Raw genomic sequence first — 23,977 nt, 5'->3', positions numbered from 1 at the left:
GACCAAACTGGTCAGAGGGCGTTGCCGCGGTTCCACCTCATCTTGTTGCTTCCTCACGAAAACAACCTTAGCGAGTTCAAATTCTAAACTCTGCGCTGTAACGGGCTTCCCCGGACCACCTTTGCAGTGATCAACTCACAGATGTGTTTCAAAGCCGCCGATTATCTCTTCCCACCACCCGAGACTCTCTTGGAATCAGCCAAACTTTTACTGGTTCTGTTCTTCGTCGCTTATTTGATTGTCGTTATCTTACCGATTTTTGCCGGTCCTGTCAATCCCTTTTCGCGAAAAAATTAAAGAAAGATGAGAACGGCTACTGTTGTTTAGCCAAGGCGCGCTTGTAAATCACGCTGATTGGCCAGTACAACAAGACAAAATATACCAAGTTTAACGCCAAACTTGGCGCTAAAACATCGACTACAAAGTCAACTAAATTCATACTGGTCACCCCGACCAAATTGTAGGCCACGTAATTCAAAAATTCAAAGACCGCCACGTCGATAAAGAAAATCAAAATCGAGGTCAAAAAGGACGGATTAAAGGAATGGGCCAACACCCGCGTCAACCAGACCATCAAGGGGTACAAGAAGATAAAGAGCCCCCAGATGCCGGCATAGTAGACGTCGGCTACCGCCCCGACCACGATTGCAAACCCAGTCAAAGGGATTGCCACGTCACCTTCAAAAAAATAGGCGAGGACCAACCACAACAAGGTCAAGCACGAAACCATCGAATAGGGATCCGCAAAAAAAAGCGGCGCAAAAATCTTACTTAACGAGCCATCCAAAAAGAAGCAAATCAACAGGCCAATCGGAAAGATGAACCGGAGCCGAGAAAGTCGGTACATAACATCGCCCCCTATTGTTCCGTCTTGGCCACCGAGACCACGTTTAAGTCATTAAAGTTAGCGGCCGGCTTAATGTAGACCTTTTGGGCCAGGCCGTAATCATCCTTGCCCACGCGACTGACGGTCCCGACGTACAGGCCCTTGGGGGTAATGCCCCCCATCCCGTTGGTATACACCTTGGTGCCCTTTTCAATCGTGGCCTTGGTCGTCACTTGTCCCATGATCAGTTCGTTCGTGGCTGAATTGTAATCCGTGATGATCCCATTAACCGTCTTCCCGCTCTTATTGTCAATTTGAATGGCAAAGCGGTTCGCCGATTCACTGGTATCACTGAGGAGTTCGACCTTACTGTTGGTCTTGTTGACTTCGGCCACCCGGCCAATTAAACTACCGCCCGACATTACCGGCATGTCCTTTTGAATCCCGCTGGCTTGCCCCTTGTTGATCACGACTTGTTGTTGCCAAGCCGAAGGGGTCCGCGTGACGACCGCGGCTGAAATCAGCTCATAATCGGTCATGGAATGCTTCATTTTTAATTCCGCTTTCAACTGTTTGTTTTCTTTAGCCAGGGTTTGGTCGCGGACCTTGGTTTCAGCCAATTCAGCCACTTGGGCCTTGAGCTCCCGGTTTTCTTGGTAGGTGTTCAAAAGGTCCTGGTAGCTGGTAACCCCATCTTGGATGAAATTGGCCGGTACGGCGACCAGGTTATCGGCAAACCCCACTACATCATTTCCAAATTGCTGGATCAGCGGCGGGGTTTGGCGGTTATTGCGCAAGGCAACCGAGCCCCCCATCAAACCAAAGGCCACGACTAAGCTGACCACAATCAAGACCAACCGTCGATTTGAAAAAAATTTCCGCATGCTAATTCTCCACTCTCACCGCATGACGCCGGCCCCGCTAAATACACGAAGAGGATGTGATAACCATCTGAATCACATCCCCTGCTCAATTGCGCGGCTCGCTGTCCGGCTACTTTTTCTTCTTCATCACATCGATGCTCTTCAAAGATTCACCCGTCCCAATCGCCACACAATCCAGTGGATCGTTGGCAATAAAGACTGGCACCTTCGTAGCATCGGCAATGACTTCTGGCAAGTGCTTCAATAAGGCACCCCCACCGGTCAGGACAATCCCGTGGTCAATTACGTCCGCCGCAATTTCCGGTGACGTTTCTTCCAACGTCCCCTTGATGGCTTCGATAATTTCACTGACCACGTCTTGTAAGGCAGTCGAAACATCTACGGCTGAGACTTCCATCGTCTTTGGCAACCCGGTTACCAAATCACGACCGCGAACTTCCGTCGTTCCCATGTCTTGGGCCGCTTCCACGGAAGCAGAACCAATGTCCCACTTTAACTTTTCGGCCGTCCGTTCCCCGATCAAGAGATTTTTTTGTTGGCGGACAAATTGGGTGATGGCATCATTCATCTTGTCACCGGCCATCCGAATAGAGCGGCTGGAAACAATCCCCCCTAAGGAGATCGTTGCCACATCCGTGGTTCCACCACCAATATCAACGACCATGCTCCCGGTTGGGTCCATGACTGGCAAGCCGGCCCCAATCGCAGCCGCAAATGGTTCTTCGATCACGTAGGCATCTCGAGCCCCGGCAACCCGGGTCGCATCAATCACGGCCCGCTTTTCGACTTCCGTGATCCCACTTGGGACACAGACCATAACGTATGGCTTACCGGCGTTCTTGCCCAGCGCCTTTTCCATGTAGTATTGCATCATTGCCACGGTCGTGTCGTAATCAGCGATGACCCCATCCTTCATTGGCCGAATGGCAGTAATGCTGGCTGGCGTCCGCCCGATCATGTCCCGCGCCGCTTCCCCGACGGAGATCACGTCATTAGTCTTGGTGTTGCGCGCAACAACCGATGGCTCTCTGAGAACGATCCCCTTGCCTTCGATGTAGACAATCGTATTGGCAGTCCCGAGGTCGATCCCAAGGTTCTTAGTTCCGATTCCTAATGGCACTCTGTTTCTTCCCTTCAATAGTTTGAGTCAGTCTTTGTAATAACGGTGATATTATACCATATCTCACGCATTCTAACAGTTCATTATGATACACCAACTTATGGTAGAAAGATAGGACGAATCGCCAGCTTTAGCATTTTTTAACCAGATTGCAAACTTTTACTCAATTTCACCCGCGGTTTGGTTTTCCCGCCAGGAATGATAGTCCGTATTGCCAATTACCAAAAAATCCAAGAGGGGGATCCCCACCAGGCGACCGGCGTGCTCCATTCGCTCACAAAAGCGCTGGTCAGCCGAGGACGGCTTGGGCAACCCCGTTGGGTGATTATGAGCCAAGATAATGCCACTGGCGCAGTTTTGCAGGGCGTGGCGCAGGATTTGATCGGGGTACAAGGCACATTCGCTGGTTCCCCCGGCAAATAAGATCTGAAACTGAATAATGTCGTTGTGCACATCGGTACACAGCAAGGCGACTTGCTCTTGCTCACAGCCGGCAAAATAATCAATCAAATCCTGGCCAATCAGCTGACTGGAGTAGGCTTGTCCCCAGTATTCCCGCGGACTTTTAACAATCACTTCCCCGGCTTCGATCGCCGACAGCATCGGTGCTAAATGGACTAAGTCATGGTTAGCCAACTGATTGCGTTTGTTGACCGACAAATTGCGAAAGGCCGCCGGCGTTGGGACCTGCTTCAGCCACCAGGCACATAATTCTGGTTGATCATACAAGGCCCCTTTGATCAAAGAGCGGTACTTCAATTCCGCTTCCGGCCGATCTAAACGTGTAATCATAAAAAAATTCCCCCTTTACTCTTTATATACGCGAAAAGGGTGAATTTATTGTGCTTAATCTTTCAAAAAGTTTCGCACCTCGGAGACGAAATATAGCGACCCAGTAATTAAGATTATTTCGTCTGCTGACATAGTTTGGCTAATTTCATAAAGTCCGGTTTGCCAGTCCGGCGCTTGGTGAACTGGATAACGGGTCGGAATGTCCGACATTAAATCAGCCAAGTCAGCACTCGGCCGCTGCTGGCTCGGACCTGCAAAGTGGGTCAAATACAGGTGGACGTTTTTCAAACTAGCCAACTCGCCTAACATCAATTCTGCTTGTTTATCCGCTAAAATCCCCACCAGCAGGTAAATTTCCCGGTCGGCCAAATCGGTTTGCAAGGTCTGGACCAAGGCCTGCACCCCCGGTAGATTATGTGCCCCGTCCAAGAGCATCAGGGGTTCATTATTGACCACCTCCAAGCGGCCCGGCCACTGAACTTGGGCTAACCCGGTCTTGAGGGCCCGGGGGTCAATTGGCAAATGCTGGGCCGTCAGGTACGTCGTCACCAACTGCACGGCCACTGCGGCGTTTTGGACCTGGTATTCCCCGGCCAAACCCAGCGCAGCCGTCAAAGACGGTACATCCGGCCCCTGGAACTGCAGCTGACCGAATAAAGCGCCCGGCTGGCCGGACCGGGCGTGAAACTCCTGGCCCAACCGCAAGAGCGGGCTAGCTAACTGCTGAGCTGTTTGCTCAACCACCGCCATGGCTTCCACCGGCAGCTGGCCAACGACGACCGGCCGGTGGGACTTGATAATACCGGCCTTATGGGTCGCGATTTCCGTCAGGGTTGACCCCAGGAGGGCCATATGATCATAGCCGACCGTTACGATCGCCGCAGCAACCGGATCAATCACGTTGGTGTAGTCCCACCGTCCCCCGATCCCAACTTCTAAAATCACAACGTCCGGGGCCTGGGCCTGAAAATACAAAAGGGCAATGGCTAAGTCCACCTCAAATTCCAACGGTCCCCCTTCGGGCCGGCTGGCGTCCATGGCCGCCACGATCGGCGCGACTTGTTGGGTGTACTTAACCAAATCCGCGTCACTGATTGGCTGGTCGTTAATTGCAATCCGTTCGTTAAAACGGGTAATAAACGGCGAGGTAAAGGTGCCGACCGTCAGGCCACTGGCCGCCAGCATCGCCGCGCTCATCGCCACCACCGAGCCCTTGCCATTGGTCCCGGTCACGTGCAAATAGGTTTGGCCGGCTTCCGGGTGCCCCAGGGCCGCCAAAAAATCCCGCATCCGGGCTAAGGTCGGCTGCTTTTTGACCCGCGGGCGACCATGGATAAAGGCTAAGGCATCGGCGTAAGTTTCAATTGACATCGGTATTTTCCTCTCTGTATTTAAATATGTAGAAAAAGCTGGGGCTTCCCCCAGCTCTTAATCGTGGTGCTTAGGCTTCAGCTAAGGAGGCCAGCCGTTCCTTGGCTGCCGTCAGCTTTTGTTGCCATTCCACGGCCTTTTGGCGTTCTTCTTCCACCACAGCCGCTGGCGCATTGGCAACAAACTTTTCGTTGCCCAGCTTCTTTTCGGAGCGCATCACTTCTTGTTCCAGCTTCTTGATTTCCTTTTCGACCTTCGCCTTTTCTTCGGCCAAGTCCACTAATTCCGCCATTGGGATGTAGACCGTCGCCCCAGCTAAGATCCCGGACATGGCCAGCTTCGGTGCCGTCAGGTCCTTTGCAATCGTCAATTCAGCCGGGTGGCAGAAGCGATCGATGTAATCACGGTTAGTTTCAAAGATCGTCTTGATCTCATCATTGTCCACCTTGATCAACATGTTGACCGGCTTGGACATTGGCGCCCCGGCGTCGTTACGGATTTGCCGGACCGCCTTGATCAAGGCAATCAGGTCGTCCATCTTGGTCTCCGCCGTTGGGTTGGCCAATTGGTCGTTTACCGTTGGGTAAGCCGCCACCATGATTGAGTCACCATCGTGTGGCATCGCTTGCCACAGCTTTTCCGTCACAAACGGCATAATTGGGTGCATCAACTTCAGGATTTGGTCCAGGACGTAGCCCAGGATGTTCTTGGTGTTGGCCTGTTCTTCAGCCGTCCCGTTGGTCAACTTCTCCTTGGTCATTTCAATGTACCAGTCACAGAAGTCGTTCCAAATGAAGTTGTACAGGGCCCGGCCAGCTTCCCCAAATTCGAACTTCTCGAATTGATCGCTGACTTGGGCGACCGTCGCATTCAAGCGGCTTAAGATCCATTGATCAGCCAAGTCCCACTTGTCAGCGCTTGGCAGTTGTGGCGCAGCCATGTCACCCAAGTTCATAATCACGTACCGGCTGGCGTTCCAGATCTTGTTAATGAAGTTCCACGCCGCATCCATCTTCTTGTAGGAGAAGCGAATGTCTTGGCCCGGCGTCGACCCGGTAATCAAGAACCAGCGCAAGGCGTCGACCCCGTACTTTTCAATTACGTCCATCGGGTCGATCCCGTTCCCCAGCGACTTGGACATCTTGCGCCCTTGTTCGTCCCGGATCAGGCCGTGCAAAAGGACGTGCTTAAACGGTGCCTTACCCGTGAATTCCAGCGATTGGAAGATCATCCGCGAAACCCAGAAGAAGATAATGTCATACCCGGTCACCAGGGTGTTGGTTGGAAAGTAGCGCTTGAAGTCGGCGGCGTCCGTATCCGGCCAGCCCATCGTGGAGAACGGCCAGAGGGCACTGGAGAACCAAGTGTCCAAGACGTCCTTGTCTTGTTCCCAATTTTCAATGTCCTTCGGCGCTTCTTCGCCCACGTACATTTCGCCGGTTTGCTTGTGGTACCAAGCCGGAATCCGGTGTCCCCACCAGAGTTGGCGGGAAATGACCCAGTCGTGGATGTTTTCCATCCATTGGGTGTAGGTGTTTTCAAAGCGTTCTGGGACGAATTCAACCCGGTCGGCCGTCTTCTGGTTGGCCAAGGCTTGTTCGGCCAGCGGCTTCATCTTCACGAACCACTGGGTCGACAGCCGGGCTTCAACTTGGACCCCGGTCCGTTCGGAGTGCCCAACGGAGTGGACAATTGGCTTTTCACGCAGCAGGTAGCCCTGGTCCTTTAAGTCAGCTACGATCGCCTTGCGGGCTTCGAAGCGGTCCAGCCCTTCGTACTTGCCGGCGTTGGCATTCATCGTCGCGTCTTCGTTCATCGTGTTGAGTTCCGGCAGGTTGTGGCGCTTGCCGACCTTAAAGTCGTTCGGGTCGTGGGCTGGGGTGATCTTTACCATCCCCGTCCCGAAGTCCGGCGTTACGTAGTCGTCCGCAATGATTTCCACTTCGCGATCGACCAACGGTACCTTGACGTGCTTGCCGATCAAGGCTTGGTAGCGTTCGTCATTGGGGTTAACAGCGATCGCTTCGTCCCCAAACATCGTTTCTGGCCGGGTCGTGGCGATTTCGATGTAGTCCTTGCCTTCAAAAGTCGTCCCGTCGGTAAAGGGGTACTTCACGTAGTAGAAAGCCCCTTCGTCATCCTTGTGGATTACTTCGATGTCAGACAGGGCGGTCCGGGCTTGCGGGTCCCAGTTGATAATGTAGGTCCCACGGTAGATCAGGCCTTTCTTGTAGAGGTCAACGAAGACCTTGCGGACCGCCTTGTTTAACCCTTCGTCTAAGGTAAAGCGTTCGCGGTCGTAGTCGACGGAAATCCCCAGCTTGGCCCATTGTTGGTGAATAATGTCGCCGTATTCACCCTTCCAGTCCCAAACTTGTTGGATAAACTTTTCGCGGCCCAGGTCGTAGCGCGAAACCCCTTGCTTGCGCAAACGGGCTTCCACCTTGGCTTGGGTCGCAATCCCGGCGTGGTCCATCCCCGGCAGCCACAAGACGTCATAGCCCTGCATCCGCTTTTGGCGGATAATCATATCTTGTAAGGTCGTGTCCCAGGCGTGGCCTAAGTGCAACTTCCCGGTCACGTTCGGCGGCGGGATGACGATCGAGTACGGGTGGGCTTTTTTGTCGCCAGACGGCTTGAAGTAGCCGTTGTCAATCCACCACTGGTAACGGCCGGCTTCCACGCCGGCGGGTTCGTATTTGGTTGGCATATCTTTTGCCATGGTGTTTTCCTCCTTAGTGGTCACTGAAAAAAAGGGCGATGCCAAGGGGCGGGCGCAAATAAAAAAGTCCCGTCCTAAACATAGGACGAGACTGCTCGCGGTACCACCTAATTTGGGATGGGCAAACCATCCCCACTTGACCATTTGATAACGGTAAATGAACCGAACCTTCCTACTGGATTCAGAAGGCTTGCTCGCAAGCTACCCTTTTAGCCTTGGCTGAGGTCCTTTTCACCAGGCGGACCCTCGCTGCCAGCCGCTTGCTAAAAGGCTCTTGGTCATCGCTTAACGTAGGTTTATGATACGCTAATGCTTAAGGAGCGTCAAGGGGCAAACGATCGGCTTTTTTTGAGCTATCCCTACCCCTACTAAATCTAAAAAGCTGGTCAATGCTATCTTGTTGTCTAAAACCTTAAATTTGGGTACAAAAACCCCCACGACCAGCAAAGCTAGCCGCGGGGGCGCAAGGATATTTTTAGTTGACTGTGATTGTTACAGGAGTTGCTTTAAAGCTGCAATCGCCGCGTCGTAGTCTGGTTCGGCCACGATTTCCGGGCAGATTTCCCGGTAGGTAATCTTCCCTTCCGCGTCCATAACCCAAACGGACCGGGCCAGGATCCCTTCTTCTGGAATCAACAGCTTCAAGGCGTACCCGAAGGATTCTTCGTGGTCGGATACCAATTGCATGTGTTCCACATTTTCGGCGGCACACCACTTTTGTTGGTCGGCAATCGTGTTTGTCGAGACCGTCAGGAAGTTGGCCCCAGTGTACTTGTCGACTTCTTCATTAAATTTCTTGGTTTGAATGCTGCAAACCGACGTATTAATGTCAGGCACCACGCTGATCAGCGTTGGTTTGCCGAACAAGAAGCGGGTCTTGATCTTTTCATCATTCTTGTCAAACACCTTAAAGTGGGGCATTTCTTCCCCGACGGCCGGCGGATTGCCGACCAAACTGCGGACTTCACCATTAATCGTAACTTCCACGATTGTTGCCTCCTTCTCATTGTTGCTTAACATCGCATGTCCTTAGTATAGCAAAGGATATGCGAAAGCTAAAGAACGATGATTGAAAATTTGCCAAATTACTTATTGATCTAGCCGGGTGAAGCTGGTCATTTTATGGCTAACCCCCTGCCCGGCGTTGTTAATCTGATAAGTAAAACTTGGCGCATAAATCTTGCTGCCAAAAACCGTCACCCAATTGTATTGCCACTGGGACGCGGCATTGTCTTTGACCATTGCCAAGGTCAAATGCGAGCCACTGGCCTTGTAGGTCCACCGCCCCTGCTGGCTGGTCTTTTGGTAGGCCCTATCAAAAGCGGTCGGATCTTGATCGGCAGCCAGGGCCGTTTGCTTGGAGTGGGTCACCACCGCCCGGTCGCTATTGGCCGAAAAAGCGATGTAGGCCGTGCCGACCTTATTAACCCCTTGGTACTTGTACACATGACCCGGTACTGCGCCACTGACCGCGTGGGTGGCATAAAAGCCAAAGCCGCCCAACGCCACGATGAGCACCACCAGGAAGGTTAAGAGCACTGATTTCTTTTTCATTTCCTCACCCCCACTGGCTTATTCCCAAGCGTAAACGTCGTAGTAAGTCTTATTGTCTTCCTCATCGTGTTGGTAGAGGATCGCCACGTGCTGGTAGTGGATCGCCAGCTTATCAAAATTACTGAAGTTCAGTTTGTATGGAATCCACCATTTCAGATCCGCGGCTTGATCTTCGACTTGTTCGTGGGAGTACTTGCGGGCGGGATCATTGGAAATGCCGCCAATGTCCACCTTGACGTGCTTGTAGTGCTTCTTGCTCTTTGGCATCCCCTTGGTGTCCTTTTGTAAAGTGATATCAATCCCCTGTTCTTCTAAGTCATTTTGTAGGTAATCAATCGTTTCCTTGACGTATTCGGCCTGCTTCATCATCTTGTGCCCCGGTGTGGAACTAACTGCGTCACTTTCACTCTCGCCTTCGCTTTCACTGCTGGCAGTCGTGGCGGACGTAGCGTTTTCGTCATCGCTTGCCTCATCCTTGGTGACTGATTCATCTGTCTGATCACCCTCCTCACTGGCCTTGGCCCGGCTGACCTTCGTGGAACTATCGTCGGCCGTTTCGCCTGTGGTACTGGTCGTCGCCGTGTCGCTGGTCGTTTCACTGCTGGTTTCTGAAACAGTTTCTTCAGTTGCCGCCGAGTCAGTGGTTTCCGTATCCTTGTCTGCTAGATCCTCATCGGCTGCCGGGTCACCGGCTTTCGGTGTCTGCGTATCTTTTTGGTTAACAAGATTGACCACAAAGTTAACCTGCTTGACGTTCAAGTTTAGATTGGTGTGGGTACAAGCGACCTGCTGGCCGGTCCCCTGGTATTGGTAACTGGTTGGCACCGTTCCGGTGGCATTTAAAATCAAAACTTGGCCTACGTAAATCAAATCAACGTTGGTAATGTTATTATCGTACGCCAACTTGGCCACTGAGATCCCAGTGACAGCCGAAATCTGCGATAAGGTATCGCCCCACTGGACGACATAACGGGTCCCGTGCAAGTTGTTCAAGTCGATCTTTTGCCGGTTCATATTCGCACTGATTTGGGCTGGCGTATTGGCTACCCAATTAGATAAATCAGCTTGTTCTTCCACGGATTGGTAATTGGCAGCGTGCACGGTTTGCAACGCCACTGGGGTCAATAGCACGGCCGTCAGCAGACCAGCCGCTAATACTTGCTTTTTCATGATCTTCACTCCCTTAGATTAGCGAACCATTGCGGCCTCAAAAACATCTTTACTCAGGAGTTAGTGTTATTATTCCTATTCTTATTTTACAAGATTGTTACAATTTTTGGAAGCGTTCTCTTGACCAAGCAACAAAAAAAGGCCTTCTTCGGCCTGCTAAATTGGTTAAAATTTAATTTTGATTTGAATTATCCTGATAGACTGAGCTTAGTTGGGCTTTAACGTTCGGATCAGCTTGAGCTGCTGGATCATTCGCATACCATTCACCGACCTCCCCTTCGCCATTATCACCTACCAAGACATCACTCCCGCCCAAAGTAGCGTGGTGAAAACTATGCCCAGCAATAACAACGCGATCGCTGCTAGAAGCTGCACTGGTTTGCGTACTTGCGGAATCATTTGTCCCTTGGGCCGTAGTCGCTGAGCTAAGCTGACTTGTCGAACCTTCAGCTTGATCAGTTTTGGGTTGCTTATGTTTATGTGTTGACTTTTCCGTTGAAGCTGAGTGTACCGAGTGAGCTGTATCATTTGAAGCGGTATTTCCACACGCTGCCAAACCAATACAAGAAAAGACACTAATCCCCAAAATTAATAATTGTTTCTTCATCCTCAAATTAATCCTCCCGCTAATAACATTATGTACAAATACAAATTAGCTGTTAATGCTTACCAACATTGCTGCCTTGGTGTACCACCTACAACAGGCCCGGTAGGTTGTCTGCCACTTGTAGATAAATTTTAGCAGATATAAGTCAATTTGAAAGCTGTTATGTCGCTAAATTGAATGTTTGTTTTTGTGAATAGAAGTTAGTGACAAATTCTTCCACCAATGGTATTCTTGATATGTAAAGAGGGCCAGGAGGTTCCAGGCTCCCAACCCTCAATCGTGAATTTGGACGGTTAAACGTTAACACGCTAGCCTTTTCGGTTAGCGTTTTTTGTTACCCGGTATGCTTCCGCCAGGTTTTTGACGCCCCACGAGAAGATCCAGAAAGCTAACGCCCACTGTAGGGCCACGCGCTGAACCTCCAACCTTTCCAAAGTAGTACATAGGTCATCACCTCCGGAATTTGGAATGTTGAGGGGTGACACCGTCACTAAACTATTCACTAAGCTTGATCATGGGCTAGCTATTTCCCAATCTCTTACCTATGATCAATTATAAGTTATGTATCAGCCCCAGCAAAGGGGTTGGTGTTATTTTGTGGATGATGAAACGGAGCAAAAATTAGGTAAAATAAGAGACTGATGTACAAATGATGTGCATCAGTCTCCTTAATCGTTTTTATATCAAGCTTTTCAGCTTTATTTATATCACCCGTACGGGGACAACAACCCCTTGATATATCAAGGCTTAACACCGTTTTTGTCGTGAGTTTGTCGTGGCTTTTACAATTCTGCTAGTTTATCAATAATTAACGTATCATTCTTTGCCTTGTACTCATCAATCAAATATGAGTAAGTGTTAAGCGTCACAGTGATATTAGAATGGCCTAGACGCTTGCTAATGGCGTAAACATCCACGCCCTGCCCTAATAAATAGGCTACATGGACGTGACGCAGTGAGTGGAAATGAAAGCCTTGCTTTTCGATACCACATGACGCCATAATAGAGCGTAGACATTTATTTAGGGCGTTACTGGTGGGGATGGTTCCTAATACATTCTGAAACACCATAACGCTATGATTGGCTTTTAAGTCTGCTAAGTGATTCAGCAATTGCCGGTTAACCTTGATGGTCCGGTTGCTTGATTCCGTTTTAGTGGACTTAAAAGCCTTTTTCTTTTCGTCCCAGGATTTATTTACCCGGATGGTGGAATGCAAAAAGTCAATATCTTTCCACGTCAAAGACTGGACTTCACTTTTTCTCATCCCCGTATAGATGGCCGTCAGTATCATGTAACGGCTTGTATTATACCGGTTCAGCTTAGCCAACACGGCCGTTTTAAGCGTAGCTAATTCATCATTAGTTAAGTACTGGACTTTAACTTTTTTATCACGGTTATAAGTCACCGTGACGTTATGGGTAAAGTCCTTAGTAATGACATCATCATCAATCGCATAACTAACCGCTGTCCTAATGGCACCATTTAACTTGCTGACTGACTTATAAGCATGGTCAGCACCATACCAGTTAATAAAGGCTTGGTAGTCTGACCGTTTAATATCACGCAGCCGGGTATCTTTCCAATACTCGTTAATCATTTTTAACATGATTCGATACTGATTCCGAGCACTAGCACTTTGGGCCTTGCTGGCCTTATACAGTTTGAACCAGTGTTGGAAGTATTCAGCCAGCGTTACGTCTTTCAAGTCAAGATTAACTTGGCCCAATTTAGTTTCTAACTCATCGGCTGCCGCTAGTGCTTCCCGCTTTAACTTGAAACACCCTGCTGATTTCTGGTGCCAATTGCCATCCTTATCTTGGTAGCTGGCATACCCGTAATAACCCTTATTAGCTTTTCTTGCATAACTCATTGTATTACCTCCTGTCGCACAGCTTGCCGGCGTTTTGGACTGGAAGTAATAGCCGATAAGGGAGCTACCCCATGATTATATATGCTTGAATAACACCATGTGAAAGCTAACAGAGAGCTATCACAGGTTATAAGGGGGTGTCTAATTTGGACCCCCCCACTGCTTAACCTGATTCGGCGATTTACCGACTTGGGTCCCCTACGGTACTGTTTTGGCAGGTGTCGCATTTCGCTACTCCCCCAAGGATTAGGGCGCTTCGTACTGAAATCAAGTACGCAGGTCAGTACCCTGTTTTAGGGTACTGGTTCTATATACTTCGCAGGTATTTAGAAACTATATTCAGCTATCTAACTAGCTATATCAGCAAAACGGGCTAAGTTTTAGTTAGGGCGTTAAATTAAATCACGTTTTAGATTATTTAAAATCTTTTCGTAATTTGTGATTGCATTCTTAACATCGCTTTTTGTCCCAAGGCGAACGGCCAAATTTAAAGATATTTCAGCTTTTACAAGTTGGTCGCTATATTTAGCGTTAAATATTTTCCAGGCATTACTTTTTGGTAATTGTTTTAACCATTCTGTTCTTATCACATTTTGTATTCGTTCTGCAATTTCGTCCTCACTGTAAAGGTCAAAATTGACGCAAATATCAATAATTTCTGGATAGTTAAAAATAAAGGCAAAATGACTATTCCAAAACACTTTTATTTTATCGGTTAATTCGTAATCAGTTTCATCATCACCATAGAAATCAAAGGGCGTTTCTTTGGTATTGGTAGCTTTTAAAAAGCCATCCACTTCATCAACCATCATCCCCCACCCCTCAAAATACCGATTGTGAAGAATGCTGATGATTTGACTTTTCGCTTTTTCTACCGATGGGCCTTGCCCCTGCAAATAAGATACAGGCACATTAAAGAACTTTGCTAAGTTTTCCCAAGTTTCAAGCGATGGGTTCCGTTCTCCTCGTTCATATTTAATTAATGATGAAGCAGATAGTGGATGGCCCTTGCTTTTTAGACCGTCACTTAACCCCTTTAAGGTCAAATTATTTTCTTCTCTTAATTCACGAATTCGATTTTTAACCATTTATATCACCCAACAATAGAATATCACAAAAAGATAAATAAGATACACCTAAGTGCAAAATAATCATTGACATACACTTGGGTGTATTTTATTATGCTATTAAAGATACACATAGGTGTATGGAAAGGAGCTAACAAAAATGGAAATTTTTACGACACAACAGCAGCGGCAGTTGTTAACGGTTAAAGGAATTAATCGTTTAACCCGGAACGACTTAGCAAGTGAAATTGGCGTATCACTGCCTACCATGAGCAAGTTAATCAACGACCCAACGCCAATGGCAGTGCAAAGTTCTGTTTACCAGCGGTTAGAGCACTGGTTGAACACCAATGTGACAGCTAAACAAGTTTAAGGGGATGAATTACATGGACATTGATTTACAGCTACCGCCTGAACTCAAGGCAGCCACCCTAAACATGGTAACGGCGGCTATTGATTCAGCGGTAAAGGAAGTCACTAATAAAAATAGCTTCCCGCCGTTTTTAACACAGCAAGAAGCCTGTAAATATCTTCATATTGCGCCAAGCACTTTCAATAAATGGGACCGTGAATATCACATTCCTGTAATCAAAATTGAGGGAGTAAAGCGGTACAAGCGCAGTTCGTTAGATGAGTTTATGAAGCAACTAGAAAAGTAAAGTCACAGCTTGCCGGCGTGAAGTGACTGGAGGACATAACTATGAAATTACTAGCAACGATTGACCAGCATATATTAGCTTATTGGAACACGGCCCCCCAGCGAACGGGGATGGGCTTATCTGGCGACATTCGTGCCACTGGCCGCCCTGCTATGTTCCATCATCACAGAATTTATTGGAGGTATGTAAATGAGATTAGACCAGGAAGAACAACAATTATTAAGGCTGCTGCCACATGGGGGTAATCATCCCCGCCCATTACGTGAGTTAGTCAAGCTGACCGGTTGGAATGGGCGCAAGGTCCGGGCCATCATCTACCGATTAATTGTGGTCCACCATCAACCAATTGGGGCCACGAACCAGAAGCCTAGAAATGGCTACTTCATCATTACCAACGACCAAGAACGGCAGCAAGCGTTGGCCCCGCTAACATCACAAATTCAGATGATGACTAAACGGGCACAAGTAATCAGCAGTACAGAACTAAAGGGCTAGATAAATGAAGGTACAAAAAAAAGCATATATCAAACGAAACTTTGGCGAGTGGTGTTTGGTATACGCTGGAAGCGTGGAACATTTTTGTTTCACATTGTACTAATCATTATACCAAGCCTAGCAATTAAATTAAAGGATTGGTGTTTAAGAATGAAGAATAATAACTACTCTATTTTCGCTTCACAAGATAGCAACGGTAATAAAATTTTAACCATCGTTAAAGGCAAGTTGACCGATGACCTAGTTACTAATTCCTGCAAAATTAACGACCCAGAATTTGAGCTAGTTGCTAATCAACTAAAAAGCATTATTGACCATGTTGGCTTTATTAACAGTAACAACGGCGGTGAGAACTAATGAAGAACGATTTAGATTTTGATTTAAGCGATATTCAAACGATGAACGAAACCCAGACCGGGCTATTAGCCGCCTTAGCCGATATGGTCGACGAGGTACTGGACCCCATCGACGGCAAAGAATGGCTTAACAAGGGTGAACAAGCAATGTTGGTTGCCAGTACATTAAGGAACCAGCAGGCCATCAAAGCCCTGTTACGGTGCCTAAAGTCCACCACCAAGGACCAAGCCGACAAACTGGAAGCTACCTATCAAAAATATGTAGAGGGGGCCGAGTAATGGACTTCCCGGAAGCAATGAAGCAAGAGCGCCGCTGGTGTGCTTGGTTCTATCATGACGACCCGCAGCACCCGGACGACACCCACAAGCGCAAGAAAGTCCCCCATAACCTAAATAGCCCAAGGTGTACGGGACTGGCGTCAAGTGTGGGACCGAGTACGTGGGGAACCTACCAACAGGCGCTAAATACTTACACATTTGCCCAAGCTAATCCCGAGCGGGCCAAAGTGATGAATTATGGTGGACCAGGATTCATGGTCGGCGGCGGCTGGTGTTTTCTCGACCTGGATAACATCCCCAACGAAATCGACGATTACAGCCCGGACCAGGACAGCTTAATTAACCAGCTGCTGGACCTATTAGGTGATACCTATTGCGAGGTTAGCCAGTCCGGTTTGGGATTGCACTTCATTTTCAAGGTTGATGACACCGTAGAGCAATTCAGCACCAAGCAACACGGCCGAGAGCTGTACACCAGTGGCCGGTTAATTGCCTTGACAGGTAAAGCCCTAGATGACGACTTACCACTTAAAATCAGCACCATCAGCCAACCCATGTGGCAGCAGCTGCACCAATTATTGTTTGGCGAGTATGCACCACCGGACCAGACTGGTAACAGTGATTTCAGCAACACAGAGCTATCACATGGGGTGTTAAGTGATACAGGGGTGGCCGTCATTGATTCCATTATGCAGAGTACGGACGCCAAGCGGTTTAATTGGTGGCTGACAGCTGATTTGCCTGTCGAGAGTACCAACGTTACCGGGAAGCAATTCCCCGATGAGAACGGCCAGCTAATTAATTACGACCCATCGGCCCAAGATATGGCTTGCTGCAATATGCTGGCTTATTGGGTCCGCCAGGTAACCGGTGATTACGACAGCCGATTAATTGATGAGGTATTCAAGCAAACTAATCTGTACCGGCCCAAGTGGGACCGAATGGATGGTGGCGGGACTTACGGCCAACGGACTATAAAGCAAGCCATCGACCACAAACGCCAGCAGCTAGAACGATATATGAGGGGGTATTAATTGAATGAGTGAAGAGAAAGATAAACAGAGCGCCACCGAAAAGGCCGAATGGGCCGCCATCAATTCTTTGGCGCTGCAATACGTCAAGAAAGACACGGCCCATGAGCTGGCTAATAAAATCACCGCTGATATTAACAAGGCATATGGGGATGAAGCCAACCAAAAAGCACGAGAGCAGGCTACTAAATTAGCCAGCCAGCTAGACGAAAAGAATTCTAACTATCGGATGATGACTATCCTAAAAGCTGTTGATAGCACCCTGTTGGGGATGACTAATACCATGAGTTCGATTAAAGCGGCAAAGCAAGGAATGCTAAAAACTGATAAAGGGGTTATCAAACCCAATTCACGGGAGAACGTCCGGCTAATCTTTGAGCATGACCCCCATTACCAAGACTTATTCAGATACAACAGCTTCACCGAAGAGGCAGAGTATCGAAAAAGCACCCAAGCGGGTTTCGTTTCGATTGATGATGACTTAGTAGCCAACCTGGCAACCAACATTGAACGCTATTATCGGATGATACCTACTGATAAGGCGGTAATGGATGGCCTGTTGTTAGCTGCTAAGGGCCATCCATTTAATCCCATTAAGCAACGTATCGAAACGGTGCAATGGGACGGACAACAACGGGCGGCTAACTTTTTCATTGATTACTTAGGGGCTGACAATAACGAATATGTAAAGGCCGTTACTGAAACATGGCTGGTGGGCCTGGTTGCCAGAGTATACCGGCCCGGAATTAAGTGCGACATTATGCCGATTCTTGATGGTAAACAGGGTATCGGAAAAAGTACGCTGGTTAGCCTGCTATGTTCACCACCATATTTTGAGGACAGTTTAAGGACAATGGGCGCTGATAAGGACGACCTTATTAAAATCCATAGCGCTTGGGTGGTCGAAATTGGCGAACTAGAAGCCATGACTAACACCAGTCTGGACCGAACCAAGGCATTTATTTCGGCTACTAGCGATAATTTCCGTTCCCCTTATGGGCGGATTCGAGAATATCATCCCCGCAAGAATATGTTTATCGGAACCGTGAACCGTTCTGAATATCTACACGACTTAACCGGTAACCGACGCTTTTATCCCATTCATTGCGAGAAAAGCAGGGCCAGGAAGCCTATGCCGGCACCGGGTGACTATAACAATGCTGATATCTTGCAAATCCTAGCGGAAGCCAAAGTGCTGTTTGAACAGGGGCACGCCTTGAAGTTACCGGACAAGCTGGAACGAGTGGCCCACGATAAGCAATCTAAGGCAATGGCCGCCGACCTGCAAGCCGATTTAATGCTGGAATACAGCGAATTACTGGTCCCTGATGATTGGGACAGTTTCAGCATTTACCAGCGGCAACAGTATTGGAAACGATATAGGGAACACGGTGAATATGGTAAACGAGTTGTAACTGGCACTGGTGAGAACAAGACAAGTGACTATATTATATTTTCACCGGACCAACTGCATAAGCTGCCACAGTTTACCAATACCGAGTTACTGGAAGTCGTGTTTGAACAGAACGGCCGAGAAATTGCACGGGGTGGACGAAACCCACTAACTGCTAAGATTTCGATGGTATTTGATAATAACGAGAATTGGAATAAAAGCGACAATTGCAAATTATTTGGAAAGCGACGCAAAGGGTACAAACGACATAGCGCTTAACACGGTACTGATTAAATAACACGGCTGGAACAGTTAAGCGTGTAGGCCCTAGCACCTACAGCCCCAAGGGATTAAGTGACATTATACACGGTACACGGTTATTTTTCTCTCAAAGACTTTTTTCAGAGTACACACAGGAATAGGAAACATATATAAATATATATTCTTTTAAGAAAAGAAGTGTGTTACCGTGTTTAACCACTGCTAGCGCCTTACGTGCCAAGTGCTCAAAGCATACACGGTTAACCGTGCTTTACCGTGTTAAACCGTGCAAAGCGCCCCACCATGTGACAGCTAACGGGGTTGATATTGGCGTACTAAACAGGAGCTGTCACAGGTGGTTAGCATAAAGGAGTGACTAAACATGATAATGAACGAATACGGGCAACCATACACCCGCTATATTCCCGGTGCCGTTTAAGTCTTACAGCCCCAAGGGATAGCTCGCGCCAACAAATTAAATTGTTGGCTGAGTGTTAAATTGTTGCCCCAGCCAGCGGTTCAATAACCTAAGAAAACCTAAGAACCTGACAAAACCTTACCTTAAACACTGAAAAGTACCACCAAGTTTTACCAAGCAGAAAGGAATCGAATTATGTTACAAGTAAAAATTTTTACAGCTTATGATTACCCCGCTGGCCCAACTTTACAGGGTAAAATCAACAACTGGTTAAAGAATCAACATGGGGCAATTATCAAAGATATTAAAATTAGTTCAACGGTCACCGATGGTAGGTACCCTTACTTAGCCGCCTTGGTTGAGTATGAAGTCTAAGTTTTGATAATGTTATTCAAAATCAATCAACGTGAAACTAAACGCCGGGTCTTGGATTTTTTTCAAACTGATCTTTATTACCTGGAAGCCATGGCGGGTATCAAGGCCCGGGATATATTACCATCTACCAAGATGCCCGCGTGCTGGAACTACTTACCAGCCTTAAAACAAAGGTAGTTGTCAGCGAATCATTAAGCCAAACAGAACGCTGCTTATATTGGACGGCCGGTTCAACGCTGGAATCATTGGCCGGGTGCATTGAGCAACTAAAGCATAACCTAGTAGCGGCCGACCAGTGAAAACCTGTTATCAAATACCGCGAACCTAACAAAACCTAACATCGAATGCTGATAAATCAACAAAAAGGAGTGCAACCAATGACACAAGAAACAAAGCAAGCGGACTTGTTGCAAGAATATATCCAAGAGATATTGAGCATTGCCGAATTTGCGAAAGAAACGAACGCTAATTATAGCCATCTGGAAGAACTGGATAAACTGATTACGGCGAATGAAGCCACTTTAAATAAACAGTTCATCAAGGTGCCATTTACTAAATTCCGGGTGCTTGATGATACAGGAATTTTAAAGCCCAAAGTACCGGGCTTGTTAGAAGAAAATAAACAACTGGTTGATGAATATAATCAGCTACTAGAGAAAACGAAAACAAACTATGACATTATCAAACGTAAAGAGCGCACGCTAGGCCAGAAAATGCAAACCTTAACCGATTACCCGGAAATTATTAGGGTTGGGAGTGCAATCGTGGAATCAATCGACAACAATCAAATCTAGCCTAACCTGACCACAATCTTGTCCGCCGTTAGCAACCAGAAATGGGCGCAAGTGCTGAATGATTGGGAACAAATGGAACGCCGCCACTTGAAGAAGCTGTAAAAAATGGGCCACGCCGTTTTAAATTAGCGTGGCCTGTTTGTTTGCCCCCGCCCCCTAGGAACCAAAATGAGCGCATCACATAGAACAATGCACTTCTGCAAAAATCCGAGTTATTTTGTCCCTGACGATAGGGGGGTCAAATGATGAAACTTATCCAAAATCATCCCCATAAATTGCGCCTGAGACGCGCAAAACCGTTGGCCCGTGTACAGTTGGGCGTTTATGTACAGTTAAGACACACCACAAAAAAAAGAAAAAAGGCGGCCGCCCGTTTTTGAGTAGTCGCCATCGAAAATATGTAATGCCATTTTAGCATGCTTGATTTTACTAACCAATATTGATCAGCATTATTAATTCCCCCGCTTAATTTAAACGGGGCCTAGTTGATTGACTAGCAGTGAACGCACCTTGACCATTTCACGCGTAAATTTCCATCAATTTCAAATTCAAGGCCCTTCAAATCGCCGTTCAGTTGCAACTAAAAGCACGGCGGCGGGTAATTGTAGGAAAATGTGGGAATGATCGTTGCTGGTATCACCTATCATCCCCGCAAATATGCTAGGAAATGCTAGGGTTAACCGCCGGGCCAATTGTACGCATACAAAAAAGCCGCCCAACGGGGACGACCAGCAAGAAGAATACGCGCAACGAGAATTTGAAGGCGCAATTGATCACGGCCAGAGCAAAGCCAAGCCATACTGGCGACAAAAGAAAGACCGAAAAGTTGAGCAGTTGCCAGCATGGGCGGCGGATGATTACCAACCGGAAACCGGCCAAGTTACGCAAGAAGAAGCCGACCGGTTGGGCGACCTGATTAATGACGTGGCGGCCAAGAAGGACACTGACCCCGACCGGCCACAATGGCTAGATGATGACGTGCCCTTTTAGCTTGCACAAGTGTTGGAAATTGTCGGAATCAAACACTTATCACTCCACTAACTACTCCATGATTTACTCCATGTTTAACTCCACTAACTACTCCATTTGGTAAGCAAGAAACCTGTATTAACTTACGGGTGCTTTTTTTGTCGTCAACATCCCCACAGGGCAAAATAAAAAGGCCGCCTAATTGGTGACCTATCAACGCCGGCAAGAAATAAAACTTTGTCGTGAGTTTGTCGTGGACTTGCTAAAAAATAGCATTTTATAGAATTTCAGAAAAATAAAAATGCTGATATATCAACGTTTTAACACCATTGATAATCAGCAAAAAATAAAAAAATCACCCGTACGGGGATCGAACCCGTAACTCCGCCTTGAGAGGGCGACGTCTTAACCAATTTGACCAACGGGCAATCAAACTACAAAAGTTAGAATACGCTTCTTTCCCGTTGCTGTCAAGGTTATTCAAAAGAAAGATCAACTAAATAACACCCTGCCGCGGTCACGTGACTGGTGGTGATCCAAACATCGTGGTAACCCGGATTGTCTTGATCAGTCATCTGAAAGAATTCCTCCAACAATTCACCGTGCTTAGCCACAAAGCTCGGGGCTAAGCGATTGACGGTCAAATGGTTATCCGGAAAATAGTGTGCCGCATCCGCGACCTTGAGTTCATCGCTGATCGTCACCATCACCGCGTTGCCATACAGTGGCTTGATGGTTTCCACCAATTCGGGGTGCGTTTGAATTTTTGAGAGCACATAGTAAATCGAATCAGAATTGCTTGCCATAGTCTGCCCCTTTCTCTAATATGCCGTTTTTATTGTAACATATCCAAAAAATCAGATTTAATCTTGCATTTAGTAAGGAGATTCGCTATACTAATACTCGTTGTTAGGAAACAACATTTTTAATTGAATCTTGGGTATTCGCCAAATTGGTAAGGCAGCGGACTCTGAATCCGTAATTTACTGGTTCGAGCCCAGTATACCCAATCAGCAAAGCACAGTCCGTCGGCTGTGCTTTTTTTCGTTTTATCCCAAGAAAAAAGCCGTAGCGCCCACCTGAGCACCACGACAATCTTTAGCCTTGCTTCTTCATTTCATTTTCGTACATCCGCTGGGCAACCTGAGTCGCCTTTTCTTCGGTCAATTCTCCGTTCTTGACCGCCCGAGCCAATTCTGGATCTTCAGCCATCAGTTCCTGCAGCGCTTGGTCAAACGCGTCCTCACTGATTAATTGACGGGGCTGTTCCCCTGGCCGCAGCAAGCCATCTTCAATCCCAGTCAAGTTGGCAAAACTAAAGCGATCCTTGACCTGTTGCTTAAGCTGATCTTTAACCCACTTAGCATCGGCACTGCGGATCAAACCGGTCTTCATTAAGAAGGTATAGAACTTCTCCATGATCGCCGCCCCCCGGGCCAACAGCTCGTCGGGCATCGCACTGGTCAAAGTCAGCACTTCATCTAACGAGGTCGTCACCACCCGGAAATAATCGGTCAAAAAGCCTTGGTTCAAGTACCCGGTTAAGAGGTTGGCCACCAGCCCGTCCGCCGCTTGGTCCGCGGCTGATAGGGTCTGCTTAAACTGGTTGATCATTGCCGCGTTGTTTTGCTTAACCCGCTTGATCACCGCCTTAGGAACCTGCTTAATCGGCTGCCATTCGTAGGCTGCCCATTCACGGGGATCCTTAAAGTTCATCGGCAAGGTCACGTACTTGAATTGGCGATCGGCCGCTTCCGGGCGCCGGGCAAACTGCTTGGTCAGCGCATAGAACAGGTCGACGTTCGCCCCGGTCGTTACTTGTTCCAATAAGAAGTGCGGAATCGTGTACAAGAGCCGGACCCGCTCGTCAATCGTCGCAAATTCGGCCAGCTTCTGCATCAGATCCCCCTGGTGCTTGGTCAAAGCACGTAAGTAACGGCGCATCAACGGCGTTAATTCTCCGGTCGCCCGCACTGCCCACGGCTGGCTTAACTCAGTGTGGTAGTGGGCCTGTAAATTGGCCGAGCTGGTCACCTGGTCCACCCAGTAATCAATAATTTGGACCACGCGCCCCTGATTGAGCTCATCGACCACAACCGGCAGTCCCGTATGGCTTTCTACCAGCAAATACAGCGGTTGCCCTTGAAAACTAAAGGGTGCCGCTTCCCAATCTGCGACCCAGCAACCTGGCATCGTGGCCGCCGCGGCCCAATTTTCCCATACTGACGCGGGAATTTCTTTGGCGTAACTTAACTTCAAAACTTCTGCCCCCGTTCGTAAAACTTCAAGGATTATTTTACCAGATTCTGGCCAAGCGGGGCGACAAAATCGTTATGTAATACCAGCGGAGATCCCGCTGGTAGCTTTTAACTTAACACGTTGCACTCGTTTCTTGCCATGTGCCCTGAACGATCAGACGGTCCTTATTAAGTTACTTTACTAATTCCACTAGTGTAAAATAACCACAAAGAGGTGATTGAGATGACAATACATCCATATGATTAGCCACAAACAGCTCCCCTTCGAAGTACCCGCGGAACACCCAGAACCAAACAAAACCACCCGGCGCGCCTTGGCAGAAGCTGAAGCCAAAGCATTAGGAGTAATCCCCGACAATTCCCCTGCCTTTACCAACGCTAAGGATGCCCTGGAATATTTGGACAAACTATAAGCTCAATCCACTGGGTAAGAGTGGGGAGCCATCACGAATTACTTCAGTAACCCGTAAGCCCGTGGTCTACGGGCTTTTCTTATCGACGAAAAATGCACCGGTCACCCAGTGCATTCATCCTTCGCGATTTTGCTAAGTTATTTAACAAACTTCACTGCCGTCCCATAAGCCACGACCGATTGCATGTCGCCGCTAATTGAGCCGGAGTCAAAGCGCATCATTACCACGGCGTCTGCCCCCGTACAATACCCTTAGAGGTTGACACTTTTAAAAATGAAAGTGTTGCCTTTGG

Annotated in this window: 25 protein-coding genes, 2 tRNA genes, 1 pseudogene and 1 other annotated feature; of the genes and pseudogenes, 12 read left to right on the top strand and 16 right to left on the bottom strand. The window is 48.0% G+C overall.

Going from position 1 to position 23,977, the window contains the following annotated elements; all coding sequences use genetic code 11:
* Window positions 1–313 precede the first annotated feature (313 nt).
* The 12 genes from mreD to FC43_RS05090 form a co-directional block, all read right to left on the bottom strand.
* Window positions 314–847: a rod shape-determining protein MreD gene (gene mreD / locus FC43_RS05145; protein WP_056954643.1), complete on the bottom strand. Its 534-nt coding sequence runs from the start codon at window positions 845–847 to the stop codon at window positions 314–316.
* Window positions 848–858: 11 nt separating this feature from the next.
* Window positions 859–1,710: a rod shape-determining protein MreC gene (mreC, locus tag FC43_RS05140; RefSeq protein ID WP_056954641.1), complete on the bottom strand. Its 852-nt coding sequence runs from the start codon at window positions 1,708–1,710 to the stop codon at window positions 859–861.
* 109 nt (window positions 1,711–1,819) lie between these two features.
* On the bottom strand, window positions 1,820–2,830 hold the full coding sequence (locus FC43_RS05135; protein ID WP_019205236.1) for a rod shape-determining protein: 1,011 nt from the start codon (window positions 2,828–2,830) through the stop codon (window positions 1,820–1,822).
* A 159-nt stretch (window positions 2,831–2,989) separates the two neighbouring features.
* A complete protein-coding gene (locus FC43_RS05130) occupies window positions 2,990–3,622 on the bottom strand; it encodes a JAB domain-containing protein (protein ID WP_056954639.1) in 633 nt (210 codons plus the stop codon).
* Between the two features lie 54 nt (window positions 3,623–3,676).
* On the bottom strand, window positions 3,677–4,993 hold the full coding sequence (locus tag FC43_RS05125) for a bifunctional folylpolyglutamate synthase/dihydrofolate synthase (protein WP_056954638.1): 1,317 nt from the start codon (window positions 4,991–4,993) through the stop codon (window positions 3,677–3,679).
* 70 nt (window positions 4,994–5,063) lie between these two features.
* Window positions 5,064–7,715, bottom strand: a complete 2,652-nt coding sequence (locus FC43_RS05120; protein ID WP_019205233.1) for a valine--tRNA ligase — start codon at window positions 7,713–7,715, stop codon at window positions 5,064–5,066.
* Window positions 7,716–7,793: 78 nt separating this feature from the next.
* Window positions 7,794–8,006 (bottom strand) — a binding site (T-box leader).
* A 201-nt stretch (window positions 8,007–8,207) separates the two neighbouring features.
* Window positions 8,208–8,702: a thiol peroxidase gene (gene tpx, locus FC43_RS05115; RefSeq protein WP_040469793.1), complete on the bottom strand. Its 495-nt coding sequence runs from the start codon at window positions 8,700–8,702 to the stop codon at window positions 8,208–8,210.
* A 102-nt stretch (window positions 8,703–8,804) separates the two neighbouring features.
* Window positions 8,805–9,269, bottom strand: a complete 465-nt coding sequence (locus tag FC43_RS05110; protein ID WP_235807591.1) for a hypothetical protein — start codon at window positions 9,267–9,269, stop codon at window positions 8,805–8,807.
* Window positions 9,270–9,287: 18 nt separating this feature from the next.
* Entirely contained in the window at window positions 9,288–10,439 is a 1,152-nt protein-coding gene (locus FC43_RS05105) for a LysM peptidoglycan-binding domain-containing protein (protein WP_056954636.1), read from the bottom strand.
* Window positions 10,440–10,611: 172 nt separating this feature from the next.
* Complete coding sequence (locus FC43_RS05100) at window positions 10,612–11,046, bottom strand: hypothetical protein (protein ID WP_056954635.1); 435 nt, start codon at window positions 11,044–11,046, stop codon at window positions 10,612–10,614.
* A 782-nt stretch (window positions 11,047–11,828) separates the two neighbouring features.
* Complete coding sequence (locus FC43_RS05095) at window positions 11,829–12,917, bottom strand: tyrosine-type recombinase/integrase (RefSeq protein ID WP_056954634.1); 1,089 nt, start codon at window positions 12,915–12,917, stop codon at window positions 11,829–11,831.
* Between the two features lie 392 nt (window positions 12,918–13,309).
* Complete coding sequence (locus FC43_RS05090; protein WP_056954633.1) at window positions 13,310–14,005, bottom strand: helix-turn-helix domain-containing protein; 696 nt, start codon at window positions 14,003–14,005, stop codon at window positions 13,310–13,312.
* A 139-nt stretch (window positions 14,006–14,144) separates the two neighbouring features.
* On the opposite strand from FC43_RS05090, the gene FC43_RS05085 reads away from it, so the two are divergent.
* The 10 genes from FC43_RS05085 to FC43_RS05040 all read left to right on the top strand — a co-directional run bounded on the left by FC43_RS05085 (window position 14,145) and on the right by FC43_RS05040 (window position 21,035).
* Entirely contained in the window at window positions 14,145–14,357 is a 213-nt protein-coding gene (locus FC43_RS05085) for a hypothetical protein (protein WP_056954631.1), read from the top strand.
* A gap of 13 nt (window positions 14,358–14,370) precedes the next feature.
* Window positions 14,371–14,643, top strand: coding sequence for a helix-turn-helix domain-containing protein (locus FC43_RS05080; protein ID WP_056954629.1), 273 nt, complete (start codon window positions 14,371–14,373; stop codon window positions 14,641–14,643).
* 189 nt (window positions 14,644–14,832) lie between these two features.
* Entirely contained in the window at window positions 14,833–15,138 is a 306-nt protein-coding gene (locus tag FC43_RS05075; protein ID WP_056954627.1) for a hypothetical protein, read from the top strand.
* A 150-nt stretch (window positions 15,139–15,288) separates the two neighbouring features.
* Window positions 15,289–15,495, top strand: a complete 207-nt coding sequence (locus FC43_RS05070; RefSeq protein ID WP_056954626.1) for a hypothetical protein — start codon at window positions 15,289–15,291, stop codon at window positions 15,493–15,495.
* Window positions 15,495–15,773 (top strand): hypothetical protein, encoded by a 279-nt coding sequence (locus FC43_RS05065; RefSeq protein ID WP_056954623.1) that lies wholly within the window; start codon window positions 15,495–15,497, stop codon window positions 15,771–15,773. The genes FC43_RS05070 and FC43_RS05065 overlap by 1 nt, the downstream gene beginning before the upstream one ends.
* Complete coding sequence (locus tag FC43_RS05060) at window positions 15,773–16,807, top strand: phage NrS-1 polymerase family protein (protein WP_056954621.1); 1,035 nt, start codon at window positions 15,773–15,775, stop codon at window positions 16,805–16,807. The genes FC43_RS05065 and FC43_RS05060 overlap by 1 nt, the downstream gene beginning before the upstream one ends.
* Before the next feature lie 4 nt (window positions 16,808–16,811).
* A complete protein-coding gene (locus tag FC43_RS05055; RefSeq protein ID WP_056954619.1) occupies window positions 16,812–18,476 on the top strand; it encodes a virulence-associated E family protein in 1,665 nt (554 codons plus the stop codon).
* 595 nt (window positions 18,477–19,071) lie between these two features.
* Window positions 19,072–19,251, top strand: coding sequence for a hypothetical protein (locus tag FC43_RS05050; protein WP_056954618.1), 180 nt, complete (start codon window positions 19,072–19,074; stop codon window positions 19,249–19,251).
* Window positions 19,252–19,628: 377 nt separating this feature from the next.
* Window positions 19,629–20,045, top strand: a complete 417-nt coding sequence (locus FC43_RS05045; protein WP_056954616.1) for a hypothetical protein — start codon at window positions 19,629–19,631, stop codon at window positions 20,043–20,045.
* A 627-nt stretch (window positions 20,046–20,672) separates the two neighbouring features.
* On the top strand, window positions 20,673–21,035 hold the full coding sequence (locus FC43_RS05040) for a hypothetical protein (protein ID WP_156648289.1): 363 nt from the start codon (window positions 20,673–20,675) through the stop codon (window positions 21,033–21,035).
* A gap of 334 nt (window positions 21,036–21,369) precedes the next feature.
* On the opposite strand, the gene FC43_RS05035 is transcribed toward FC43_RS05040, so the two are convergent.
* Window positions 21,370–21,442 (bottom strand) — tRNA-Glu (locus FC43_RS05035).
* Between the two features lie 48 nt (window positions 21,443–21,490).
* On the bottom strand, window positions 21,491–21,820 hold the full coding sequence (locus tag FC43_RS05030; protein ID WP_056954611.1) for a hypothetical protein: 330 nt from the start codon (window positions 21,818–21,820) through the stop codon (window positions 21,491–21,493).
* 131 nt (window positions 21,821–21,951) lie between these two features.
* On the opposite strand from FC43_RS05030, the gene FC43_RS05025 reads away from it, so the two are divergent.
* A tRNA-Gln gene (locus FC43_RS05025) sits at window positions 21,952–22,024 on the top strand.
* Between the two features lie 88 nt (window positions 22,025–22,112).
* Here FC43_RS05025 and FC43_RS05020 read toward each other — a convergent pair.
* Complete coding sequence (locus FC43_RS05020) at window positions 22,113–23,273, bottom strand: hypothetical protein (protein WP_056954609.1); 1,161 nt, start codon at window positions 23,271–23,273, stop codon at window positions 22,113–22,115.
* A 238-nt stretch (window positions 23,274–23,511) separates the two neighbouring features.
* Here FC43_RS05020 and FC43_RS11055 point away from each other — a divergent pair, with 238 nt between their 5' ends.
* On the top strand, window positions 23,512–23,685 hold the full coding sequence (locus tag FC43_RS11055; RefSeq protein WP_156648287.1) for a hypothetical protein: 174 nt from the start codon (window positions 23,512–23,514) through the stop codon (window positions 23,683–23,685).
* Window positions 23,686–23,822: 137 nt separating this feature from the next.
* On the opposite strand, the pseudogene FC43_RS10790 reads toward FC43_RS11055, so the two are convergent.
* Window positions 23,823–23,924, bottom strand: a pseudogene (locus FC43_RS10790) (heavy metal-binding domain-containing protein); the annotation flags it as partial.
* Window positions 23,925–23,977 lie beyond the last annotated feature (53 nt).

Source organism: Limosilactobacillus ingluviei DSM 15946 (assembly GCF_001435775.1).
Taxonomy (GTDB): domain Bacteria; phylum Bacillota; class Bacilli; order Lactobacillales; family Lactobacillaceae; genus Limosilactobacillus; species Limosilactobacillus ingluviei.
This window is presented reverse-complemented; position numbering and strand designations above follow the sequence as displayed.

Coding starts and splice junctions, on each gene's coding strand:
- FC43_RS05090 (WP_056954633.1), bottom strand. CDS start 14,005: ATGGTTAAAAATCGAATTCGTGAATTAAGAGAAGAAAATAATTTGACC.
- mreD (WP_056954643.1), bottom strand. CDS start 847: ATGTACCGACTTTCTCGGCTCCGGTTCATCTTTCCGATTGGCCTGTTG.
- FC43_RS05105 (WP_056954636.1), bottom strand. CDS start 10,439: ATGAAAAAGCAAGTATTAGCGGCTGGTCTGCTGACGGCCGTGCTATTG.
- FC43_RS05110 (WP_235807591.1), bottom strand. CDS start 9,269: ATGAAAAAGAAATCAGTGCTCTTAACCTTCCTGGTGGTGCTCATCGTG.
- FC43_RS05085 (WP_056954631.1), top strand. CDS start 14,145: ATGGAAATTTTTACGACACAACAGCAGCGGCAGTTGTTAACGGTTAAA.
- FC43_RS05060 (WP_056954621.1), top strand. CDS start 15,773: ATGGACTTCCCGGAAGCAATGAAGCAAGAGCGCCGCTGGTGTGCTTGG.
- FC43_RS05130 (WP_056954639.1), bottom strand. CDS start 3,622: ATGATTACACGTTTAGATCGGCCGGAAGCGGAATTGAAGTACCGCTCT.
- FC43_RS05030 (WP_056954611.1), bottom strand. CDS start 21,820: ATGGCAAGCAATTCTGATTCGATTTACTATGTGCTCTCAAAAATTCAA.
- FC43_RS05055 (WP_056954619.1), top strand. CDS start 16,812: ATGAGTGAAGAGAAAGATAAACAGAGCGCCACCGAAAAGGCCGAATGG.
- FC43_RS05080 (WP_056954629.1), top strand. CDS start 14,371: ATGGACATTGATTTACAGCTACCGCCTGAACTCAAGGCAGCCACCCTA.
- FC43_RS05095 (WP_056954634.1), bottom strand. CDS start 12,917: ATGAGTTATGCAAGAAAAGCTAATAAGGGTTATTACGGGTATGCCAGC.
- FC43_RS05070 (WP_056954626.1), top strand. CDS start 15,289: ATGAAGAATAATAACTACTCTATTTTCGCTTCACAAGATAGCAACGGT.
- FC43_RS05075 (WP_056954627.1), top strand. CDS start 14,833: ATGAGATTAGACCAGGAAGAACAACAATTATTAAGGCTGCTGCCACAT.
- FC43_RS11055 (WP_156648287.1), top strand. CDS start 23,512: ATGATTAGCCACAAACAGCTCCCCTTCGAAGTACCCGCGGAACACCCA.
- FC43_RS05125 (WP_056954638.1), bottom strand. CDS start 4,993: ATGTCAATTGAAACTTACGCCGATGCCTTAGCCTTTATCCATGGTCGC.
- FC43_RS05100 (WP_056954635.1), bottom strand. CDS start 11,046: ATGAAGAAACAATTATTAATTTTGGGGATTAGTGTCTTTTCTTGTATT.
- FC43_RS05065 (WP_056954623.1), top strand. CDS start 15,495: ATGAAGAACGATTTAGATTTTGATTTAAGCGATATTCAAACGATGAAC.
- FC43_RS05045 (WP_056954616.1), top strand. CDS start 19,629: ATGACACAAGAAACAAAGCAAGCGGACTTGTTGCAAGAATATATCCAA.
- mreC (WP_056954641.1), bottom strand. CDS start 1,710: ATGCGGAAATTTTTTTCAAATCGACGGTTGGTCTTGATTGTGGTCAGC.
- FC43_RS05120 (WP_019205233.1), bottom strand. CDS start 7,715: ATGGCAAAAGATATGCCAACCAAATACGAACCCGCCGGCGTGGAAGCC.
- FC43_RS05050 (WP_056954618.1), top strand. CDS start 19,072: ATGTTACAAGTAAAAATTTTTACAGCTTATGATTACCCCGCTGGCCCA.